At 57.9% G+C, this 15,083-nt stretch carries 17 protein-coding genes; 6 read left to right on the top strand and 11 right to left on the bottom strand.

Annotated elements, in window-relative coordinates; translation table 11 throughout:
* Nucleotides 1-107: 107 nt before the first annotated feature.
* Both P775_RS05340 and P775_RS05345 read left to right on the top strand, forming a co-directional pair.
* Nucleotides 108-689, top strand: coding sequence for an NAD(P)H-dependent oxidoreductase (locus P775_RS05340; RefSeq protein ID WP_099910004.1), 582 nt, complete (start codon nucleotides 108-110; stop codon nucleotides 687-689).
* A 207-nt stretch (nucleotides 690-896) separates the two neighbouring features.
* Nucleotides 897-2,171: an ATP-binding cassette domain-containing protein gene (locus tag P775_RS05345; RefSeq protein WP_245875580.1), complete on the top strand. Its 1,275-nt coding sequence runs from the start codon at nucleotides 897-899 to the stop codon at nucleotides 2,169-2,171.
* A 519-nt stretch (nucleotides 2,172-2,690) separates the two neighbouring features.
* Here P775_RS05345 and P775_RS28435 read toward each other — a convergent pair.
* From P775_RS28435 to P775_RS05355, 5 genes are all read right to left on the bottom strand, one after another.
* On the bottom strand, nucleotides 2,691-3,086 hold the full coding sequence (locus P775_RS28435; RefSeq protein ID WP_218967632.1) for a transposase: 396 nt from the start codon (nucleotides 3,084-3,086) through the stop codon (nucleotides 2,691-2,693).
* Nucleotides 3,014-3,739 carry a transposase gene (locus P775_RS28440; protein ID WP_218967629.1) on the bottom strand — a complete coding sequence of 242 codons (726 nt, stop codon included), beginning with the start codon at nucleotides 3,737-3,739 and terminating at the stop codon, nucleotides 3,014-3,016. Before P775_RS28440 ends, P775_RS28435 begins: the two co-directional genes overlap by 73 nt.
* On the bottom strand, nucleotides 3,703-4,083 hold the full coding sequence (locus P775_RS28445) for a transposase (RefSeq protein ID WP_218967630.1): 381 nt from the start codon (nucleotides 4,081-4,083) through the stop codon (nucleotides 3,703-3,705). Before P775_RS28445 ends, P775_RS28440 begins: the two co-directional genes overlap by 37 nt.
* Nucleotides 4,084-4,281: 198 nt before the next feature.
* The gene (locus tag P775_RS27495; protein ID WP_143520819.1) at nucleotides 4,282-4,557 is read right to left on the bottom strand and encodes a hypothetical protein; all 276 of its coding nucleotides are present in this window, start codon (nucleotides 4,555-4,557) and stop codon (nucleotides 4,282-4,284) included.
* A gap of 390 nt (nucleotides 4,558-4,947) precedes the next feature.
* Nucleotides 4,948-5,793 carry a PhzF family phenazine biosynthesis protein gene (locus P775_RS05355; protein WP_099910005.1) on the bottom strand — a complete coding sequence of 282 codons (846 nt, stop codon included), beginning with the start codon at nucleotides 5,791-5,793 and terminating at the stop codon, nucleotides 4,948-4,950.
* 125 nt (nucleotides 5,794-5,918) lie between these two features.
* On the opposite strand from P775_RS05355, the gene P775_RS05360 reads away from it, so the two are divergent.
* The gene (locus tag P775_RS05360) at nucleotides 5,919-6,383 is read left to right on the top strand and encodes an Lrp/AsnC family transcriptional regulator (protein WP_180287336.1); all 465 of its coding nucleotides are present in this window, start codon (nucleotides 5,919-5,921) and stop codon (nucleotides 6,381-6,383) included.
* Nucleotides 6,384-6,658: 275 nt separating this feature from the next.
* Here P775_RS05360 and P775_RS05365 read toward each other — a convergent pair whose 3' ends face one another.
* The 3 genes from P775_RS05365 to P775_RS05375 form a co-directional block, all read right to left on the bottom strand.
* Entirely contained in the window at nucleotides 6,659-7,102 is a 444-nt protein-coding gene (locus P775_RS05365; RefSeq protein WP_099910008.1) for a hypothetical protein, read from the bottom strand.
* An 18-nt stretch (nucleotides 7,103-7,120) separates the two neighbouring features.
* Nucleotides 7,121-7,576 (bottom strand): CAP domain-containing protein, encoded by a 456-nt coding sequence (locus tag P775_RS05370; RefSeq protein ID WP_218967631.1) that lies wholly within the window; start codon nucleotides 7,574-7,576, stop codon nucleotides 7,121-7,123.
* Between the two features lie 285 nt (nucleotides 7,577-7,861).
* Nucleotides 7,862-8,332: a PRC-barrel domain-containing protein gene (locus P775_RS05375; RefSeq protein ID WP_099910010.1), complete on the bottom strand. Its 471-nt coding sequence runs from the start codon at nucleotides 8,330-8,332 to the stop codon at nucleotides 7,862-7,864.
* 364 nt (nucleotides 8,333-8,696) lie between these two features.
* Between P775_RS05375 and P775_RS05380 the strand changes: the two genes are divergently transcribed.
* Nucleotides 8,697-9,074, top strand: a complete 378-nt coding sequence (locus P775_RS05380) for a zinc ribbon domain-containing protein (RefSeq protein ID WP_099910011.1) — start codon at nucleotides 8,697-8,699, stop codon at nucleotides 9,072-9,074.
* A 429-nt stretch (nucleotides 9,075-9,503) separates the two neighbouring features.
* Here the strand turns inward: P775_RS05380 and P775_RS05385 are convergent, their stop codons facing one another.
* A complete protein-coding gene (locus tag P775_RS05385; protein ID WP_099910012.1) occupies nucleotides 9,504-10,358 on the bottom strand; it encodes an SDR family oxidoreductase in 855 nt (284 codons plus the stop codon).
* Between the two features lie 205 nt (nucleotides 10,359-10,563).
* Between P775_RS05385 and P775_RS05390 the strand changes: the two genes are divergently transcribed.
* Complete coding sequence (locus tag P775_RS05390) at nucleotides 10,564-11,346, top strand: SDR family NAD(P)-dependent oxidoreductase (RefSeq protein WP_099910013.1); 783 nt, start codon at nucleotides 10,564-10,566, stop codon at nucleotides 11,344-11,346.
* Entirely contained in the window at nucleotides 11,343-12,170 is an 828-nt protein-coding gene (locus tag P775_RS05395; protein WP_099910015.1) for an alpha/beta hydrolase, read from the top strand. Before P775_RS05390 ends, P775_RS05395 begins: the two co-directional genes overlap by 4 nt.
* Nucleotides 12,171-12,463: 293 nt before the next feature.
* On the opposite strand, the gene P775_RS05400 is transcribed toward P775_RS05395, so the two are convergent.
* Nucleotides 12,464-14,188 (bottom strand): autotransporter domain-containing protein, encoded by a 1,725-nt coding sequence (locus tag P775_RS05400; protein ID WP_143520820.1) that lies wholly within the window; start codon nucleotides 14,186-14,188, stop codon nucleotides 12,464-12,466.
* 532 nt (nucleotides 14,189-14,720) lie between these two features.
* Nucleotides 14,721-14,927 (bottom strand): hypothetical protein, encoded by a 207-nt coding sequence (locus P775_RS05405; RefSeq protein ID WP_143520822.1) that lies wholly within the window; start codon nucleotides 14,925-14,927, stop codon nucleotides 14,721-14,723.
* Between the last annotated feature and the right edge of the window lie 156 nt (nucleotides 14,928-15,083).

Below are 15,083 nucleotides of genomic sequence, written 5' to 3' on the forward strand. Positions count from 1 at the left end.
ATCGCGCGTAAATTCATAATATGAATAGTAGACTATATTTTATATCTGTTGGAGTTATTTCTGTGGCGTTCTTAGGGTGAAGTCACATCCGCCCAAAGGAACATCCTATGACCAAGACACTCGTCCTTCTGTTTCACCCCAATCTGGCAGCATCGACCACAAATGCGGCGTTTGCCAAATCAGCAATAGCCGTCGAAGGCGTAAGCGTCGTCGACATGCAGGCCCGTTATCCGGACGGCGTCATCGACATGTTTACGGATGCCGAGGTGGACGCCCAAATGCTGCTGGATGCAGATCGGATCGTGCTGCAATTTCCGTTGCAGTGGTATGCGACGCCTGCCCTGCTGAAGGCGTGGCAGGACGCCGTGCTGACCCGCATGTATTACATCAACGCTGCTACGGAAGGTGACCTCCTTTTCGGGACGCCCATCATGGTTGCCGTGACCGCCGGCAACATCCCGAACGCCTACACGCCCGAAGGACAGAACTACTATGACATCGACGCCCTTCTGACGCCGCTGAAGGCGACCGCCTATCGCTGCGGTCTGCCCTGGCACGCGCCTCACGTGGTCTACAACGCTGGCAAACTGGACCCCTCCAGCCTGTCCGCTGCAGCGGACGGTTATGCCGACGCACTCCGCGCGTTCATCGCCGCAACAGAGTCAAGTTCGACTTCTGAGGCGGCATAGGCAGATCGCGCCCGGACACTGCAGGTTCAGTTCCGCTGCGCGATGGTCACGACATGTCTCAGTGCCACTCTTTGCGCCCCAGCCACCATACCATTCATTCTCCTCACACAGGACCGTCCCCATGACTCTATCTGACACTCAAAACCCAACGGCTGCTACGAACGGCTTGTCTTTGTCGCGACGTGGGTGTAGCGCGCGGTCACCCGAATGCTATATGAGTGGGTCCTTGCAGCCCTTCCCTCTGAAAAGGCAGAATATGAAAGCTGGCGCGTGGATGTCGTGCTTGGCGATCTGAGTGTGCCTTATGAGTTTCAGCACAAACCGTTACATGCGCTCAGCGGTGGATGGCAACGCACGGCGATGCTGGCAGCGGCATGGATCACCGAACCCGATATTTTGCTGCTGGACGAACCGACCAACCATCTGGATCTGCATCGCATAGGGTTGCTGCAAAAATGGCTCACCGGTTTGCCGCGCGTTGTATCGGTTGTGGTGACCTCGCACGATCGAGCGTTTCTTGACGCTACAACCAACCGAACTCTGTTTTTGCGTGCCGAACAGTCACGCGTGTTTCAACTTCCTTTCACGGCGGCCCGCGCCGCGCTGGACGAAGCAGACGCTGCTGACGAACGTCGCTTCGCGAATGATCTGAACAAGGCGCAGCAGTTGCGCAGACAAGCTGCGAAGTTGAAGAATATCGGTATCAATTCCGGGTCTGACCTGCTGATCACAAAGACCAAGCAACTCAACGAGCGCGCGGCACGCATGGAGGCGGCGGCAATGCCTGCTCATCAAGACCGCAGCGCAGGCGACATCAAGCTGGCCAACAGTGGCACACATGCGAAAGCGCTGGTGACACTGACGGATGTCTCTGTGGAGACACCGGATGGCAGGTTGCTATATAAGACGGGACAAAAGTGGATTTTACCTGGTGACCGCATTGTGTTGCTCGGCGCCAACGGCACCGGAAAAACCCGACTGGTCAAATTGATTCAGGAAGCTCTTGATGGGGCTATGGATGCAGTGAAATCTGGCCCTTCGGTCATACCCGCCTATTCCGACCAGCATCTAAGTCAACTTTCTGACAGCGACACCCCAATGACTGCTGTAGCGGGGCAATTTGACATCGGAGATCAACGCGCACGTGCTGTACTTGCGGGGGCGGGCGTGACGATCCAGATGCAGGATACCAAGATCGGCGCATTGTCCGGTGGACAGAAAGCACGTTTGGCGATGCTGGTTCTGCGGCTGAGGAACCCGAATTTTTACCTGCTTGATGAACCGACGAACCATCTCGATATCGAAGGGCAGGAAGCGCTGGAGGATGAGCTGATTTCACATGATGCATCGTGCCTGCTGGTCAGCCACGACCGCAGCTTTCTACGCAATGTCGGCAATCGGTTTTGGTTGATCAAGGGCACAAAGCTTGAAGAAGTGGAAAGCCCCGAACCTTTCCTAAATATGGAGATGGGCGCCCGATGAATGGGTTGGGATGGCATCGTCAGAAACAGATTTCGGTGCGCTTGCAGCGAGCCGCAGCTTCGTCCAGCACTGTTGCCGGTCGGGTGCGCTTGAATGATCCATCTGCAGCGAAAGGCAGCTTCTGCGCGTGGCATCGCAGCATGAAACGCCGCCCGATCTCGTCAGCAGGCTGAGTTTGCAAGGGCAGCTCCCTGCGCAATGCTGCCGCTCAAGCTCAGCGCACTTCAGGCATTTGATGAGCGCACAAAGGTGGCTTCTGCTATCTTCGACAAACCTTCAACAACTGTATCGGTTTTGAACGGGGTTTGTGGCAGCGTCAAACGAGACGGTTTGCATATGTACCAAAAACGAGCCAGACCGTGTGGAAACGCGCCTCCCGCGGAGCATAAAATGGCCGCGTCTATTGCCCATCTGTATTTCGGACTGATCTGACAGCTTGGGCTCCCCAAGCCCCGTGGAACCCCTCTGTGGTGCGATTATGGGACGGTTTTAGTCGAAATTGGCGGGAATGAGCCCCCATCAGGCGCTGATGGCGCGCATGAGGCCAACCATGCCGACAAGGGTCAAGGCGCGGCGGATATTGTAGGCCAGCGCTGTCAGACTGAACTCGCATCTGACATTCTCCAGACGGCGCGTGAGAAAGGTCCTCTGCCCCATCCACTGCTTGATCGAGCCAAACGGGTGTTCGACGCTCTCGCGGCGAAGGTCCATGACCTCAGGCCTTGCGGCAAGCCGTGCCGCCATCCGGTCCAGAATGGCTTCATTCGTGTAGCGCGTGATCTTTCGAAAGGCGGCATTTGTACACCGTGCCCGTAGGTCGCAGCCCTTGCAGGCTTTGGTATTTACGAAGCCGACGGCGTCATTGTCGCGGATCTTTTTTTGTATTTGGGCTCCAGCTTTTGGCCGCCGGGGCAGATCAAAACGTCAGCATCAGCGTCATAATGGAACTCCTCTTTTGTGAAAAACCCGTTCTTGACGGTGGAGCCCCGTAACGGCTCCGCAACATAAGGCGTCACACCGACGGCCTCACACGCCTCGATGTCTTCAATTTTGTCGTAGCCGCGGTCAGCAACGACATCGATCTGATCAACGCCCAAAGCGTCCCGTGCGGCATCAGCCGTCTCAGCAAGCATCCCCAAATCGCTGACCTTGTTGTGAACTTGCTGCTCGGCGATCAGTTTGTGCTTGGTATCAACGGCAATTTGGATGTTGTAGCCAAGCCCAATACGGCTTGAGGAATGCATCGCACGCGCATCCGGATCGATCAGGGATATCTGATCATCGCCGCTGGCGTCCAATTCTGCGCGGTGCTGCTCAAGACAGGCGCGGCGTTCTTTGATGGCAGCTATCTTCTCTTCCAGATTGTCCACCCGCGCCGAAGGCGTCGTATCGTCCTTGTCTGCTTCATCCAATTGTTTGTGATAGCGGGCAAGACGCTCGTCACTCTCAGCTATGGCCTTGGCCAATTTGGCTTTGGTGAAATTGCGCTGGCCGCTGTTTACAGCTTTCAGTCGCGTCCCATCGACGGCAATCAGCTCACGGCCAAACAGATCAAAGCTACGGCACAAGACCCAAACTCACGGAACACCTTCCGAAAGGCTGTTTTGGTATCGCGCCGAAAGTCAGCGATGGTCTTAAAGTCCGGCCGCAGCTGTCGCATCAGCCAGATCACTTCCAAATTACGGTGTGTCTCGACTTCCAGGCACCGACTGGAGCGCACCCGGTTCAGATACCCGTAAATGTAAAGCTTCAGCATGTCGGTTGGATCATACCTAGGCCGGCCGGTGACTTTGGGGCGAGCACGCTCAAAGCCCGCCGCCGTGAGGTCAAGGCTTTCGACAAAGGCCTCAATGAACCGGACGACGTTGTCAGGCCCAACATAATCATCCACGCAGGCAGGCAGTAAAAGCATCTGTGCGCGGGACGTTCCTTGGATGTGTGTCATGCAAAAATATACTATTTCTGCTCCCCACAGGGAATCCGAAATCACGCAAAATCAGCGAAAATCGCCCGCCTTTATAGGGCGGGGATTTTCCACACAGTCTGCAGGGTTTATGGAAAACACTAATAGTGGCTTTTTTTTGGCGCGCTTGTTTTCGAACTTAAGACATTAACGGCCCAAAAAAATGCGGGCTAAAAATCCACGTTTAGCTGGCTTGTAGTGCTGTTCCATAACTGTATCCAAATAGCCTTGGAACTGCTTCCTGCCTCTATCAGGATCAGATAAATTGTTAAGCCAAGTAGTCGTCGAAACTTCTAATATTCGCCAACCCGTTGCGGCGACCATTTTCATCACAGCTGGAGTGGCCTCACCGCGCGCGTAGATACTAAAGGTGTTGTTTTTTTTCAGAACCAAGAGGAAATTCAAGTGAGAATCTGTCGCCAATCAGCAAACCCCTATTTGGAGCTGACCAGTCTACCTCAGAAAATACCGATGAAATCGACCGCTGAACTTCCGATAGCGTTCCGATATCGGAAGGCGTCCATCCGTCAGCGAAGGTGGCGACCCCATCACTGTCGGCTTCCATCGGAGTATTAGCCGCGAAAACGATTAGACCCCAACTCATCGTGCCCCTCCGTCAAAGCCGCTAACGCTTCTCGCCTATGTATTTCCATACAACAATTTGAAAACACAAATGTCAGGGAAAGTTCAATTCATCCCTTTACCGTATCGTTGTAACCATTCCAAAAAGAACCGTTTTCGAACGTTCACAAACCAGGCTTTTTGCACGGTAATGGATGCGCAACACGCAGCGGCGCGTTGCGCAGATAATCACTAAGCTGGCCGCATCGAACGTGCGTTGCCCGAGACACGGACCGACGACCCGGTCTCACCGTCCAAATGAACCTCGATGATTGATGGGGCGCCCATGTCTTCGCCCTGCCGGATTGTGAACTGTCCACCATGGGGCCAGCCGCAATCACGCAGATAAACGGCAAAAGCCGCTGCCGCTGCACCAGTCGCGGGGTCTTCCAGAACACCCCCGGACGCAAAAGCATTGCGAACGGAAAAGGCGCGATCACCCTCGATATGAACGAGCATAATCGTAACGAGTTTGTACCGCCGCATCATGTTGCGTCCTTCATCGAGATCGTAAGCCATTGCGGCCAGCCGGGCACGGTCACGGAGCGCGAACACGAGGTGATCGGCACCGCCGTGAATGCGGGCTGGGGGCAGGCGCACATCCAGATCGTCCTTGGTCAGACCAAGCAGTGCCATCGCATCCTCCGACTCATCGTTGGTTATCGCGCGGCTTTCGGTTGGCGGCGAGGCCAGCGTTGCCGCCATGCCTTCAGCCGATGTCGCCGCATCGACCGTGATCGAAGCGTTGTTCAAATCCAGATTATAGGTTCCCGGACCATGGCGCTGTCCAAGGGCGGCCCCGAGTGCAATTGTCGCGTGCCCACAGAACGATACTTCCGACTCTGGCGAAAAATAACGGACGCGCCACGACCGATCTGCCCCTTCTACGGGAACAGCAAAGGCTGTCTCAGAGTATCCGACCTCTGCTGCCACCCTTTGCATATCCGCCTCGGGGGCTGCGTTTTCGAGCAGAACGACCCCGGCGGGGTTGCCGCCTTTGCCGTTGGTGCTGAATGCTGCGATGCGCTGAATATCCATGTCTGGTTCTCCATTTTATTATGGTCAGAGCATACACTCTGCTATCGTATGGCGTCTCGGCGATATCGTAAGTCTGATCCATTATATTCATTCACATTGACAGTCTTTTCCCGTAAATAGCCACTATGATAAAAGCTATTGATGAAATTGACCGGGGAATCATCTCTACCCTTGAACATGACGGACGAGCTAGCTTGGCCGAGATCGGGAAAGTCGTCGGCCTTTCTGGACCAGCAGTCGGTGAACGGTTGCGGCGCTTACAATCGGACGGGGTGATCGAGGGATTTACCGTGCGTGTTGATGCTCAAACCCTTGGCTATACGCTGGAGGCCATTGTCCGTATCAAACCGCGCTCGAAACAGCTTCATAACGTCGAGCGGATGATCCGGGATGAGACACGCTTCACATCCTGCGACCGGGTTACAGGGGACGACTGCTTCATTGCTCGCTTGGCTTTGGTGAGCGTCGCGGAACTGGATGATATCCTGCTTCCGCTTCATGAGCGCGCCGAGACGCACACATCAATCGTCAAGTCGTCGCTTTTGCGCAACCGGATGCCCGGTCTGTCACCTGAAAAAAAGGGCGCCTAAAACCATGGATATCGGTGAAAAACTCCATCGCATCTTGCACTGAGTCTCAGAATACAACACAGGAGTGCCTAGGAGTTCTTTAGAACCTTAATCATCGACGGAAGCCTTGTTGGGTTTGGAGTTGCCCATTACAAGTATTTTTCGCAAATCTCTATTTCAAAAGTCCCGTTTAGCTTGGTCTTGTGGGGGTTATCCACATTTTTCCCATGACTCCTGCGCGCGCACTGGTTCTGGCCTTGCCGGACGAGCTATGCAACCGCTGCGCAGGGCTTCGATCACTCGCGCCCGCCAAACACCGCGACCGCAGTGGAGCGACCGCTGTCCTGCGCCAGTGCTGCGAAGCCAAGATAGGTGGCGCGTGCCCCGCCGAAAGGTGCTTCGTTATCGGACGACTCCCAGTCGTCGATAAAAGCATTCACATCGTTGGCCGATAGGGTTGCGCCGGAGGCGCCCCGGCTTCCGCTTCGGATCGAGATGCTCGTCCAGCCTGTCGACCCGTCAGGAAGGAGGCCGAAAATATCCTCTGATGGCTCCTCCCCCGCCAGCCGCGCATCAAGAATCCGTCCAGCCACTGTGTCAAGCGGCTCGCTCTCCTCGAGGGGGGCCAGATCCGCACTTTCGCGGCGTATATTCATCTCTTCGAGCGCGGTCGCGCGACTATCATCGGCCGTCAGGGTCGTCGTGTCAGACTTCTCACCGGGTCCGGCAAAAGTCTGCACGGCGTAGATCTCGTCGTCCTAGCCCGCGATGCCGAAACCAAAACGATTGAAGCCTTCGGAGAGGATGTTATCGCGATGACCTGGGCTTTGCATCCAGCCTTCGTGAAACGCCTCGAGGCGCTCGATATCTGGCGGGAGCGTGCAGCCTGAGCATGTGGCGATATTCTCGCCACTGAGACCCCAGCGGCTTCCTCCCGCGGCAAGGAAGCGATCGAAGGGCGTGCCCCCGTCGGGCCCAACATGGGCATAGAAGTCCCGCGCGATCATGTCGGCTGCATGGCCTTGCGCGGCATCGTTCAGGATTGGGCCGAGGGTCAAATCGGACAACCCTGCCTCGCTGCGAGAGGCGTTCACCAGTTCCAGCGCGCGCTGGCGCAGCGTCTCGATATCGCCGGTTTCCTGCGCGGCAGCCGTGCTTGCGGCGGCGCAGAGCGTCGCGACTATAAATGTGTGGAAGATGGTCAGTCGGGTCACGGGTCGCTCCTCTCGACGCAATGGCGTACTTGGAGAGTGAACCGTGTGATCCATCCCGCGTTCCGTGCATGTTCGTCACAGCTGCGTCATGTCGCGATAGATTTGGACAATTCTGGTGGCGGCCCGACCGACGCCTGCGCGAGCTTGAAACCGGGCGGGAGGTGAAAATGTGGGGATGTTAGCTAAAGATGCGGACATTTTCATGCGTACGGCCCGCAACTCAGGCTGCGGGCCGTTATCTATTTCGGGGATGATATCACCCCACTAAAAGAGAGGCCTTGGAGATCAGTTCCAGAAGCCTTCATCCACGCCCGGAAGCTCTTCGAGATCTTCTTCATTCAGGCGCGTGACATAGGCATATTCCTGATCATCAACGGCCACGAGGCTCACGTCATTGACGGCGATCGCCACATGCTTGTCACCAACGTCAAGGAAGCCGCCGACTTCGCCAACAATCCCGATCATCTTACCATCACGCGAAAGGATGACATCTTCAATCTCCCCGATCTCGTTCCAGTTCGCGCCCACGGCATCATATTGCGCCGTCGCATCCCAGCTTTCGTCGTCCGCTTCGTTCGTGGTGTAGATCGTACCGCCGGTGATGTCGCGCGTCCGGATCAGGTCGCCCTGCATGTTCGCCAGCTGCACGCTCGTCATCTCGCTGGACATCGTGTCGCCGCTGTTCTGGTCTTGTGCGAGCGCCGACGTGCCGACGAGGGTCAATGCAATTGCGGTTGCTGTTGTGAACTTGGTCATCAGTTTCTCCTCAGTAGTCTGTATGTTCTGGGGAAGTAACGGTCGCCCCCCCGCCGGAAGTTCCAAAAAACCTGAGAAACTTTGGCCAAAGGATAGCTCCGTCGGTGCAACAGATTAGGATGTCCCCACGGAAGCTGTCGAAGAACCCGGACAACCGATACGCGCGTCCCGGACGATCGCCGCATCCGGCGATGACGTGGTGTCGCGGATCTGGTGAGGCTCGCAGGCGAAGGCGGTCGCGGCCGACTTCGGACGTCCCACTAGTGTGCCCGGGATGCCCCTTCCTTGAGGAGGGCGAGGGATACATGAATGTTTTGGAGACAGTGGGCTCGTTGCGCCATCAAAGTCCCTTGAACTATAATGCATGACGCGCTCTGCCCGCGGCACTCTCGAGACCCCGGGGCGCAACGTCGTCCAGAAGGCCGGGCTCAACCGGTCGACCCTAGATGCGGCCCCGGCCGTATTCCTCAACATGCTCCGATACAAAGCGGAAGAAGCTGGTTCGGAGTTCTTTGAAGCGCGCCCCAAGCCCTCGCAACGCTGCCCAGACTGCGGCACCCTGTGCAATAAGGGGCTCTCCGAGCGTCAGCACCGGTGCGGATGTGGTTGCAGCCTGGGACGCGACAAGGCGGCAGCGCGCGTGCTTCTTCAATGGGGGTTGCAGGAAGCGCAGCGTCTGAACGAAGAGCGCATGGAAACGATCAGCACGGCCGGGACGGTCGTGGGTCAGGCAGCAGCCTGACCCGAAACCCCCTCCAACCTACGGGATTGGTCGGGGAGGTTCGTAGGCATTCGACATGACAGAGGAGGGGCCGCCTGAAGGTATTACGGAAGTTCCGCTTTGGTGGCTGGTGCGATGCAGCAAATGCGGGCACCTTTGGCCCGAGGTGACGCGCCACCCGATGCCCCTGTCCTCCAGGATCAGCAATGAGAAAAATGCGATCCTGAGGGATGTCTCAGCCACGCTTCTTGAGTGGAATCCAAGCTGGCGACACCCTGAAAGTTTCTGCGGGACAGGCGTGACATTTGGCCCGTGTCAGGTGTAGCGGATCACTGCGGCTTGTGCCGCTGCATGTAGGTGCGTCGCGCCCGGGCGTGACGGTTCTGCCCCCCGGGCGCGGCGATTCTACCATCGCCCGGGCAACCTGATTCCGCACTGCGTGTTCAGGGCTTATGCCCCGACGATCACGCCACCGTTGGGGTGCAGCGTCTGACCGTTGAAGTAGCTCCCGTCGCTGCATGCGAGGAACAAGAAGGCTGTCGCCACCTCCCACGGTTGTCCCGCGCGGCCCATCGGGACCTGCTTGCCGAAATCCTCGACCATGTGAGGGGGCATCGAGCTCGGGATGAACGGTGTCCAGATCGGACCGGGGGCGACCGAATTGACGCGGATGCCCTTGGCGACCAGCTGCTCTGCAATGGAGCGCGAGAAGGCCAGCGATGCGCCCCGAGTCGTGGAATAGGCTACGAGGGAGGCATTGCCCTTGAACGCGTTGACAGACGTGGTGTTCACGATGGCGGCTCCCTCTTCCAGATGCGGAAGGGCGGCCTGCGTCACGAAGAAAAGCGCCATGACGTTGCTGTCGAAAGTCCTGCGCAGCGTCTCCTCGTCAAGCTCGGTGATGTCCTCGTCAAGCCATTGCTGTGCGGCATTGTTGATCAGGATATCGAGCTGGCCAAACCTGTCGATGGTTTGCGCGACCGCGGCAAAGGCATGCGCCTTGTCGCCCAGGTCGCCCGGGATCAACAGTGCTTCGCTGCCTTCCGCCTCGACCAGCTTGCGGGTTTCCTCGGCATCCCGCGTTTCGTCAATATAGGCGATGGCTACTTTCGCGCCTTCACGGGCGAACAGAACAGCCACTGCGCGACCGATCCCGCTGTCACCGCCGGTGATCAGCGCCACCTTGCCCTTGAGCTTGCCAATGCCTGGATGGCGGGGCGCATAATCCGGCGCGGGGTCCATCTTGTATTCGTCTCCGGGCATGCTGTTCTGCGACTGGGCGGGGATTTTCACATCTGTGGTCATCTTGGGATCCTTTCCTATGGAATGGGATATGCGTCATCATCCAAACACCGGGGAGTGACGCCGGTTCCCGCAGGCCTTCAGGTGCAGCTGTCAGTTGCAGCCCGCAATCACGGAATACCCAGACAGTTTGGAACGGAAGCCGCCACCATCTGTTTCGATGGAGACAGCCGGGAAACCCCGGACCGAAATTTGAAAGGACGCAAAGATGGATCTTGGAATTCAAGGCAAGACGGCCCTGGTCACGGGTGCAACCGGCGGTATCGGCCGCGAGACCTGCAAGCTGCTCGCCCATGCGGGCGTGTCCATGACCCTCACCGATGTCGATCAGGGACCGCTGGCCGAGCTGGGCCAATTGCTCGATTGCGACGTTCAGGTCGGTGATCTGTCCTCACAGGCGGGTGTCGATGACTTCATCGGCAAGGTTGGCGCGGATTTCGATATTTTTCTGCACCTTGCGGGTGTCACCGGCGCCAAGGGCGATCCGCTGCAGATGGCAGAAGAGGACTGGCAGCACGCGCTCGACATCGACTTTCTGTCCGCTGTGCGCCTGTCGCGCCATATCGGCCCCAACATGATCGACAAGGGCTGGGGGCGTATGGTCTTCATCACCTCGGAGAATGTTGCACAGCCCTACCCGGACGAAACGGTTTACAATTGTTCCAAATCGGCGCTGCTGAGCTTTGCCAAAAGCGTGGCGATGCAGCATTCAGACAAGGGGCTGCTGGTCAACTGCGTGGCCCCGGCCTTCATCGAGACGCCGATGACCGATGGCATGATGAAGAAGCGCGCCAAGGAAGAGAACGTGTCCCTTGACGAGGCGGTGGAAAGCTTCCTCAAGGAAAAGCGCCCCTATCTGGTCGTTGGTCGGCGCGGTCAGCCCGAAGAGGTGGCTCCGGTCATTGCGTTCCTCGCAAGCAACCTGTCCTCTTTCGTCACGGGGGCGAATTGGCGCGTGGATGGCGGCGCGGTCGGGTCGATCAACGTATGAGCAACCTCGGGCCGCTCATTGGCCGCGCGGCTGTCGAACGCCGCATCTCGCATGTCGCAATGCAGGGAACACCCTGGGAACTGCGCCACCAGTTTCTGCAACTGTCCGACGCGCGAAGCGTCGGCACAGCGCAAGAGATTGGCGGCGTCCCTGTCCGCATCCTCAACCCCGATGCGGATCGCACGCTGATTTTCCTGCATGGTGGCGGCTATGTCTTCGGCTCGGCCCTGTCGCATGGATCCTGTGCGCAGGCGCTTGCCGACCTGCTGGACTGGCGGATCATCCTGCCGGACTACAGACTTGCGCCGGAACACCTCTGGCCCGCGCAGCGCGACGATGCCTGCGCGGTTGTGGATGCCCTGACTGGTCGCGTGGCACTGGCCGGGGACAGCGCCGGGGGGCATCTGGCCATCACGACGGCGCTGAGGCGCCCGAACCGGGTGTCGCATCTTGTCCTGATCTCGCCCAACACCGACCGCAGCGGGCAAAGCACCACCCGCGGCGCGCAGGACGATCTGATGAACGACGACGCGACCGACCGTGCCCTGTCCGAAATGGCCTTTGGCGCACGCGACGCCCATGACACAGAGGTATCGCCGCTGCTGGCGGATCTGTCCGCACTGCCCCCGATCTACATGACGGCTTGCGTCAACGAGGTTTTGCTGGACGATACGCTGCTGTTTGCGTCGGCCGCCGCGCGGGCGGGTGTGCCCGTTCGACTGGATGTCCTACCGTCATTGTTTCACATGTGGACATTGTGGCCCCAGGCGCTGCCACAGGCCCGGAAAAGCCTGCGCGCCATTGCAGCCTTTGTCCGGGACTGAGATCGACCGGCATCATCAGCAGGAAAGCATTCCAGATCAACGTGATAGATACGTGCCTTTCGGGATTTAACGTACGAATGGCCGCGTCATCAAAAGTCAAGCAGAGGTTGCGACGTTCGGAACATTGATGCCGCAACCGACGTTTCCTAACGGTGAACACGGCAAGGATCTGTGCCGCAATCAGAATGCCAAAGCCCCCTAGTGTCTTACCCTCAGCGGTCGCGCCGACAAAACTGCTCCGTGCGCCTGCTAGGACGGGGCCTTTCTGTCGATCTTGCAGGCGCGGCGCAGGATCAGAATGTCATCTGGAAGCCAAGACCGACAGAACCGATCACCGTATCCTCGCTTTTCGAGCCACCGAGGCTGACCATCACACGGCTGGTGGGGCTGACTTCGAGGCCGAAATTGACGCCCAGATCGAACCGGTTTTCATCCACATCCCCCGGGGAGAAGGGCACTGTGCCGGACCCTACGTCGATATCCTGTGCATAGATGTGATTGAACGAGGCGTCGATCATCGTGTTCCATGTCCCGGCCGAGGTGATGGAGGTGACCTCGTAGCGCAGGCCGAGGCGGGCTGTGGACAGGGCCTGAGTGAAATCTGGGATCTCGCCCCCGTTGCTTTCTGTATAGGAGTCCTGATCCAGCTTCTCGTATTGCAGGCCCCCGAAGGGCATCAGCACGGCGTTTGCATTCTGCAACTGGAACCGTTTGCCGGCTTCGAAACTGATCGAGCGATAATCGCTTTCGGCGGACCCTGTGACCGAGGTCGCGCCGATCCGGCGGGCCGTGTCGCTGTCGATCGTGCCGAACTGCATGTCGCCGGTGAACTGCAGACCGCTTGCAGTGCGATATACCCCGTAAAGCTGGCCCAGCTGCGCCGAGGTGTTGATGTTTGATCCGTCACCGTCCACCGTCGCATCGACAAAGCTGACCGCACCACCAAACCGTGCGATCCCTTGTCCGAAGGAATAGGTGTAGTCCAGACCAACCGAAAGACCTTGCGAGTTCAAATCGTCATCGCCACCATTGACCGAGCCGAAGCTGGCGTTGGCCATGCCATAACCGCGCAGGCCCTTTACACCGAACATGTCGTCTATGACATCGGCACCCTGCGTTGAGAAGATGCCGCCCGTGCCGTTGTTGGACATCGCCTGGGCCAACATCCGAAGCTGCAGGCGGATGTTCTGAGCGACCGTCAGAGAGGCGTCGCGGATCGGCAGCGCGAGGATCGCCACAATTCCGGAATCTGTGACGGCATTGACGACGCAGGTCTGGAAGGCGGCTGCGAAGGCCGCTGCGGCCTCGCCGCCAAGGCGCAACTGATTGAGGTCCGCCACACAGCCGCCACCGGCGGCTAGCGACAGATTGGCATAATCGGCAATCGTCGTGCCGAACCCGTCGCTGAAGGAGCCGAAAGCGACGGAGTCAAAGGTGACCCCGTCCTGTGTCAGCGCATCTGTGCCGTCCGTCGCTATGGCGACATCGCCATTGGCATTGAGGATGGTCACATCAAGCATCGAGACCAGATTGACCCCCGCCGCCTGCAGGCTTGACAGGATGGAGGCGTAAGACAGGCTGGAATCGGTGTCGTCGCGGTCTTCGTCCGTGACCAGAACAAAGGTCGCGCCATTTGAGACCGGATAGTTTTTCAGGACGTAATCTATTGCGGAGTAACCGTCTTCTATACTCCCTGTGGTAACGAGCGACTGAGCCGCGATCGAGAAATCCTGGGCCGTGCCAAGCTGGGTCGTGCCAATTGTGAATTCACGCAGGTTTGCCGGCCCGGTGCCCGGCCCGGAAAACCCGATTAGGCCATAGTTTCGGGTGCTTATCCCCGCAATTGCAAGTGCCGGATCCAAATCCAGAACGAATTGCTGCAAAAAGGTCTGCTCGCCCGCCATAGATCCAGATTCGTCAACGAGGAAGATCGTGGTGGAGGTTGATTGCGCCGAAGACGGTCCTGAAAATGCAAAGGCCAGCGCCGACGCCGCAGCGGAAAGATATAGTCTTTTCACGATGTCTCCGTCCCTGGTTTTCGAGTTTATTTTTGTTTATAACGAAAGGTAAACTTTCTGTTAATTATGTGTCAACTATTGGTTTATGGTGTTTGGAACGTTTTTAGGCCACCGGTTATCCGTTCCGGAACGCTTTTATAGCGGTGTTTCGGAAATCGAATTGGCTATCGGTGATGTCCCCGATTTCGGGATCAAAAAACTGTGGTCTTTTGGAAAATCAATATCTTGCCTATTTTGTCCCGTCGCAGGGCAAAAACAGATTTCAGGGCCGGGTGGTCCTGCAGCTCTGGCCTGCTTTAAAGTGACAGGCCGCAGGGGCGAGGTCAGTGACGGCGTGAGGGGGTTCGCGAGAGAGTGCAGATTGTGCGACGATGCGTCAGGTCGAAGGGTCCTGCTGGCATTGCTGATTCTGCCTGAGAGAGGCCGGTGCCCGGCTCTTGCAGAGCGGACTTTGGACAGCAGGCCTGTTCCGGCACAAATGCTGTCGTTATTCGGCCTGATGAAAGCGGGAGATGTGGAGACGCAAGCGGCGTCAGAACCACTGATCAACCCGGCTGAGCAGGAAATCCACCTGGTCGCTGTCGTCGTAGGTCCGGATGAACATAGCAAGATCGGTCTCGGCCGTGTTGCCGTTAATATCCCCGAAAAAGAGGATGCAGGACCCCAGGGCGATGACCGTGCAGACAACCTGCCAGGGCGAGGGGCCCCGCACAAAGCGCCGCAACACCGCGTCGCGCATGCGGCGATGGGCCAATTGCGGATAGGCTGCGAGGGTCTTTGCAGACCGGCGATCCCGCGCCGCGGGTCTCCGTGCAGACCCCGCCCATCAGGTTATGTCGCAAACTTTTGGGGGAAGCGAGATGAGACTTCTGCTGGACGCAACTATCCCGCCAAC

The sequence above is a fragment of the Puniceibacterium antarcticum genome, assembly GCF_002760615.1.
Lineage (GTDB): Bacteria > Pseudomonadota > Alphaproteobacteria > Rhodobacterales > Rhodobacteraceae > Puniceibacterium > Puniceibacterium antarcticum.

What these genes read in the sequence shown, in the direction of transcription:
- P775_RS05405 (WP_143520822.1), bottom strand. Translation starts at nt 14,927, where the DNA reads ATGCGCGACGCGGTGTTGCGGCGCTTTGTGCGGGGCCCCTCGCCCTGG.
- P775_RS05380 (WP_099910011.1), top strand. Translation starts at nt 8,697, where the DNA reads ATGACGCGCTCTGCCCGCGGCACTCTCGAGACCCCGGGGCGCAACGTC.
- P775_RS05395 (WP_099910015.1), top strand. Translation starts at nt 11,343, where the DNA reads ATGAGCAACCTCGGGCCGCTCATTGGCCGCGCGGCTGTCGAACGCCGC.
- P775_RS05360 (WP_180287336.1), top strand. Translation starts at nt 5,919, where the DNA reads ATGATAAAAGCTATTGATGAAATTGACCGGGGAATCATCTCTACCCTT.
- P775_RS28445 (WP_218967630.1), bottom strand. Translation starts at nt 4,083, where the DNA reads ATGCTTTTACTGCCTGCCTGCGTGGATGATTATGTTGGGCCTGACAAC.
- P775_RS05390 (WP_099910013.1), top strand. Translation starts at nt 10,564, where the DNA reads ATGGATCTTGGAATTCAAGGCAAGACGGCCCTGGTCACGGGTGCAACC.
- P775_RS05375 (WP_099910010.1), bottom strand. Translation starts at nt 8,332, where the DNA reads ATGACCAAGTTCACAACAGCAACCGCAATTGCATTGACCCTCGTCGGC.
- P775_RS05385 (WP_099910012.1), bottom strand. Translation starts at nt 10,358, where the DNA reads ATGACCACAGATGTGAAAATCCCCGCCCAGTCGCAGAACAGCATGCCC.
- P775_RS05340 (WP_099910004.1), top strand. Translation starts at nt 108, where the DNA reads ATGACCAAGACACTCGTCCTTCTGTTTCACCCCAATCTGGCAGCATCG.
- P775_RS05345 (WP_245875580.1), top strand. Translation starts at nt 897, where the DNA reads ATGCTATATGAGTGGGTCCTTGCAGCCCTTCCCTCTGAAAAGGCAGAA.
- P775_RS05355 (WP_099910005.1), bottom strand. Translation starts at nt 5,793, where the DNA reads ATGGATATTCAGCGCATCGCAGCATTCAGCACCAACGGCAAAGGCGGC.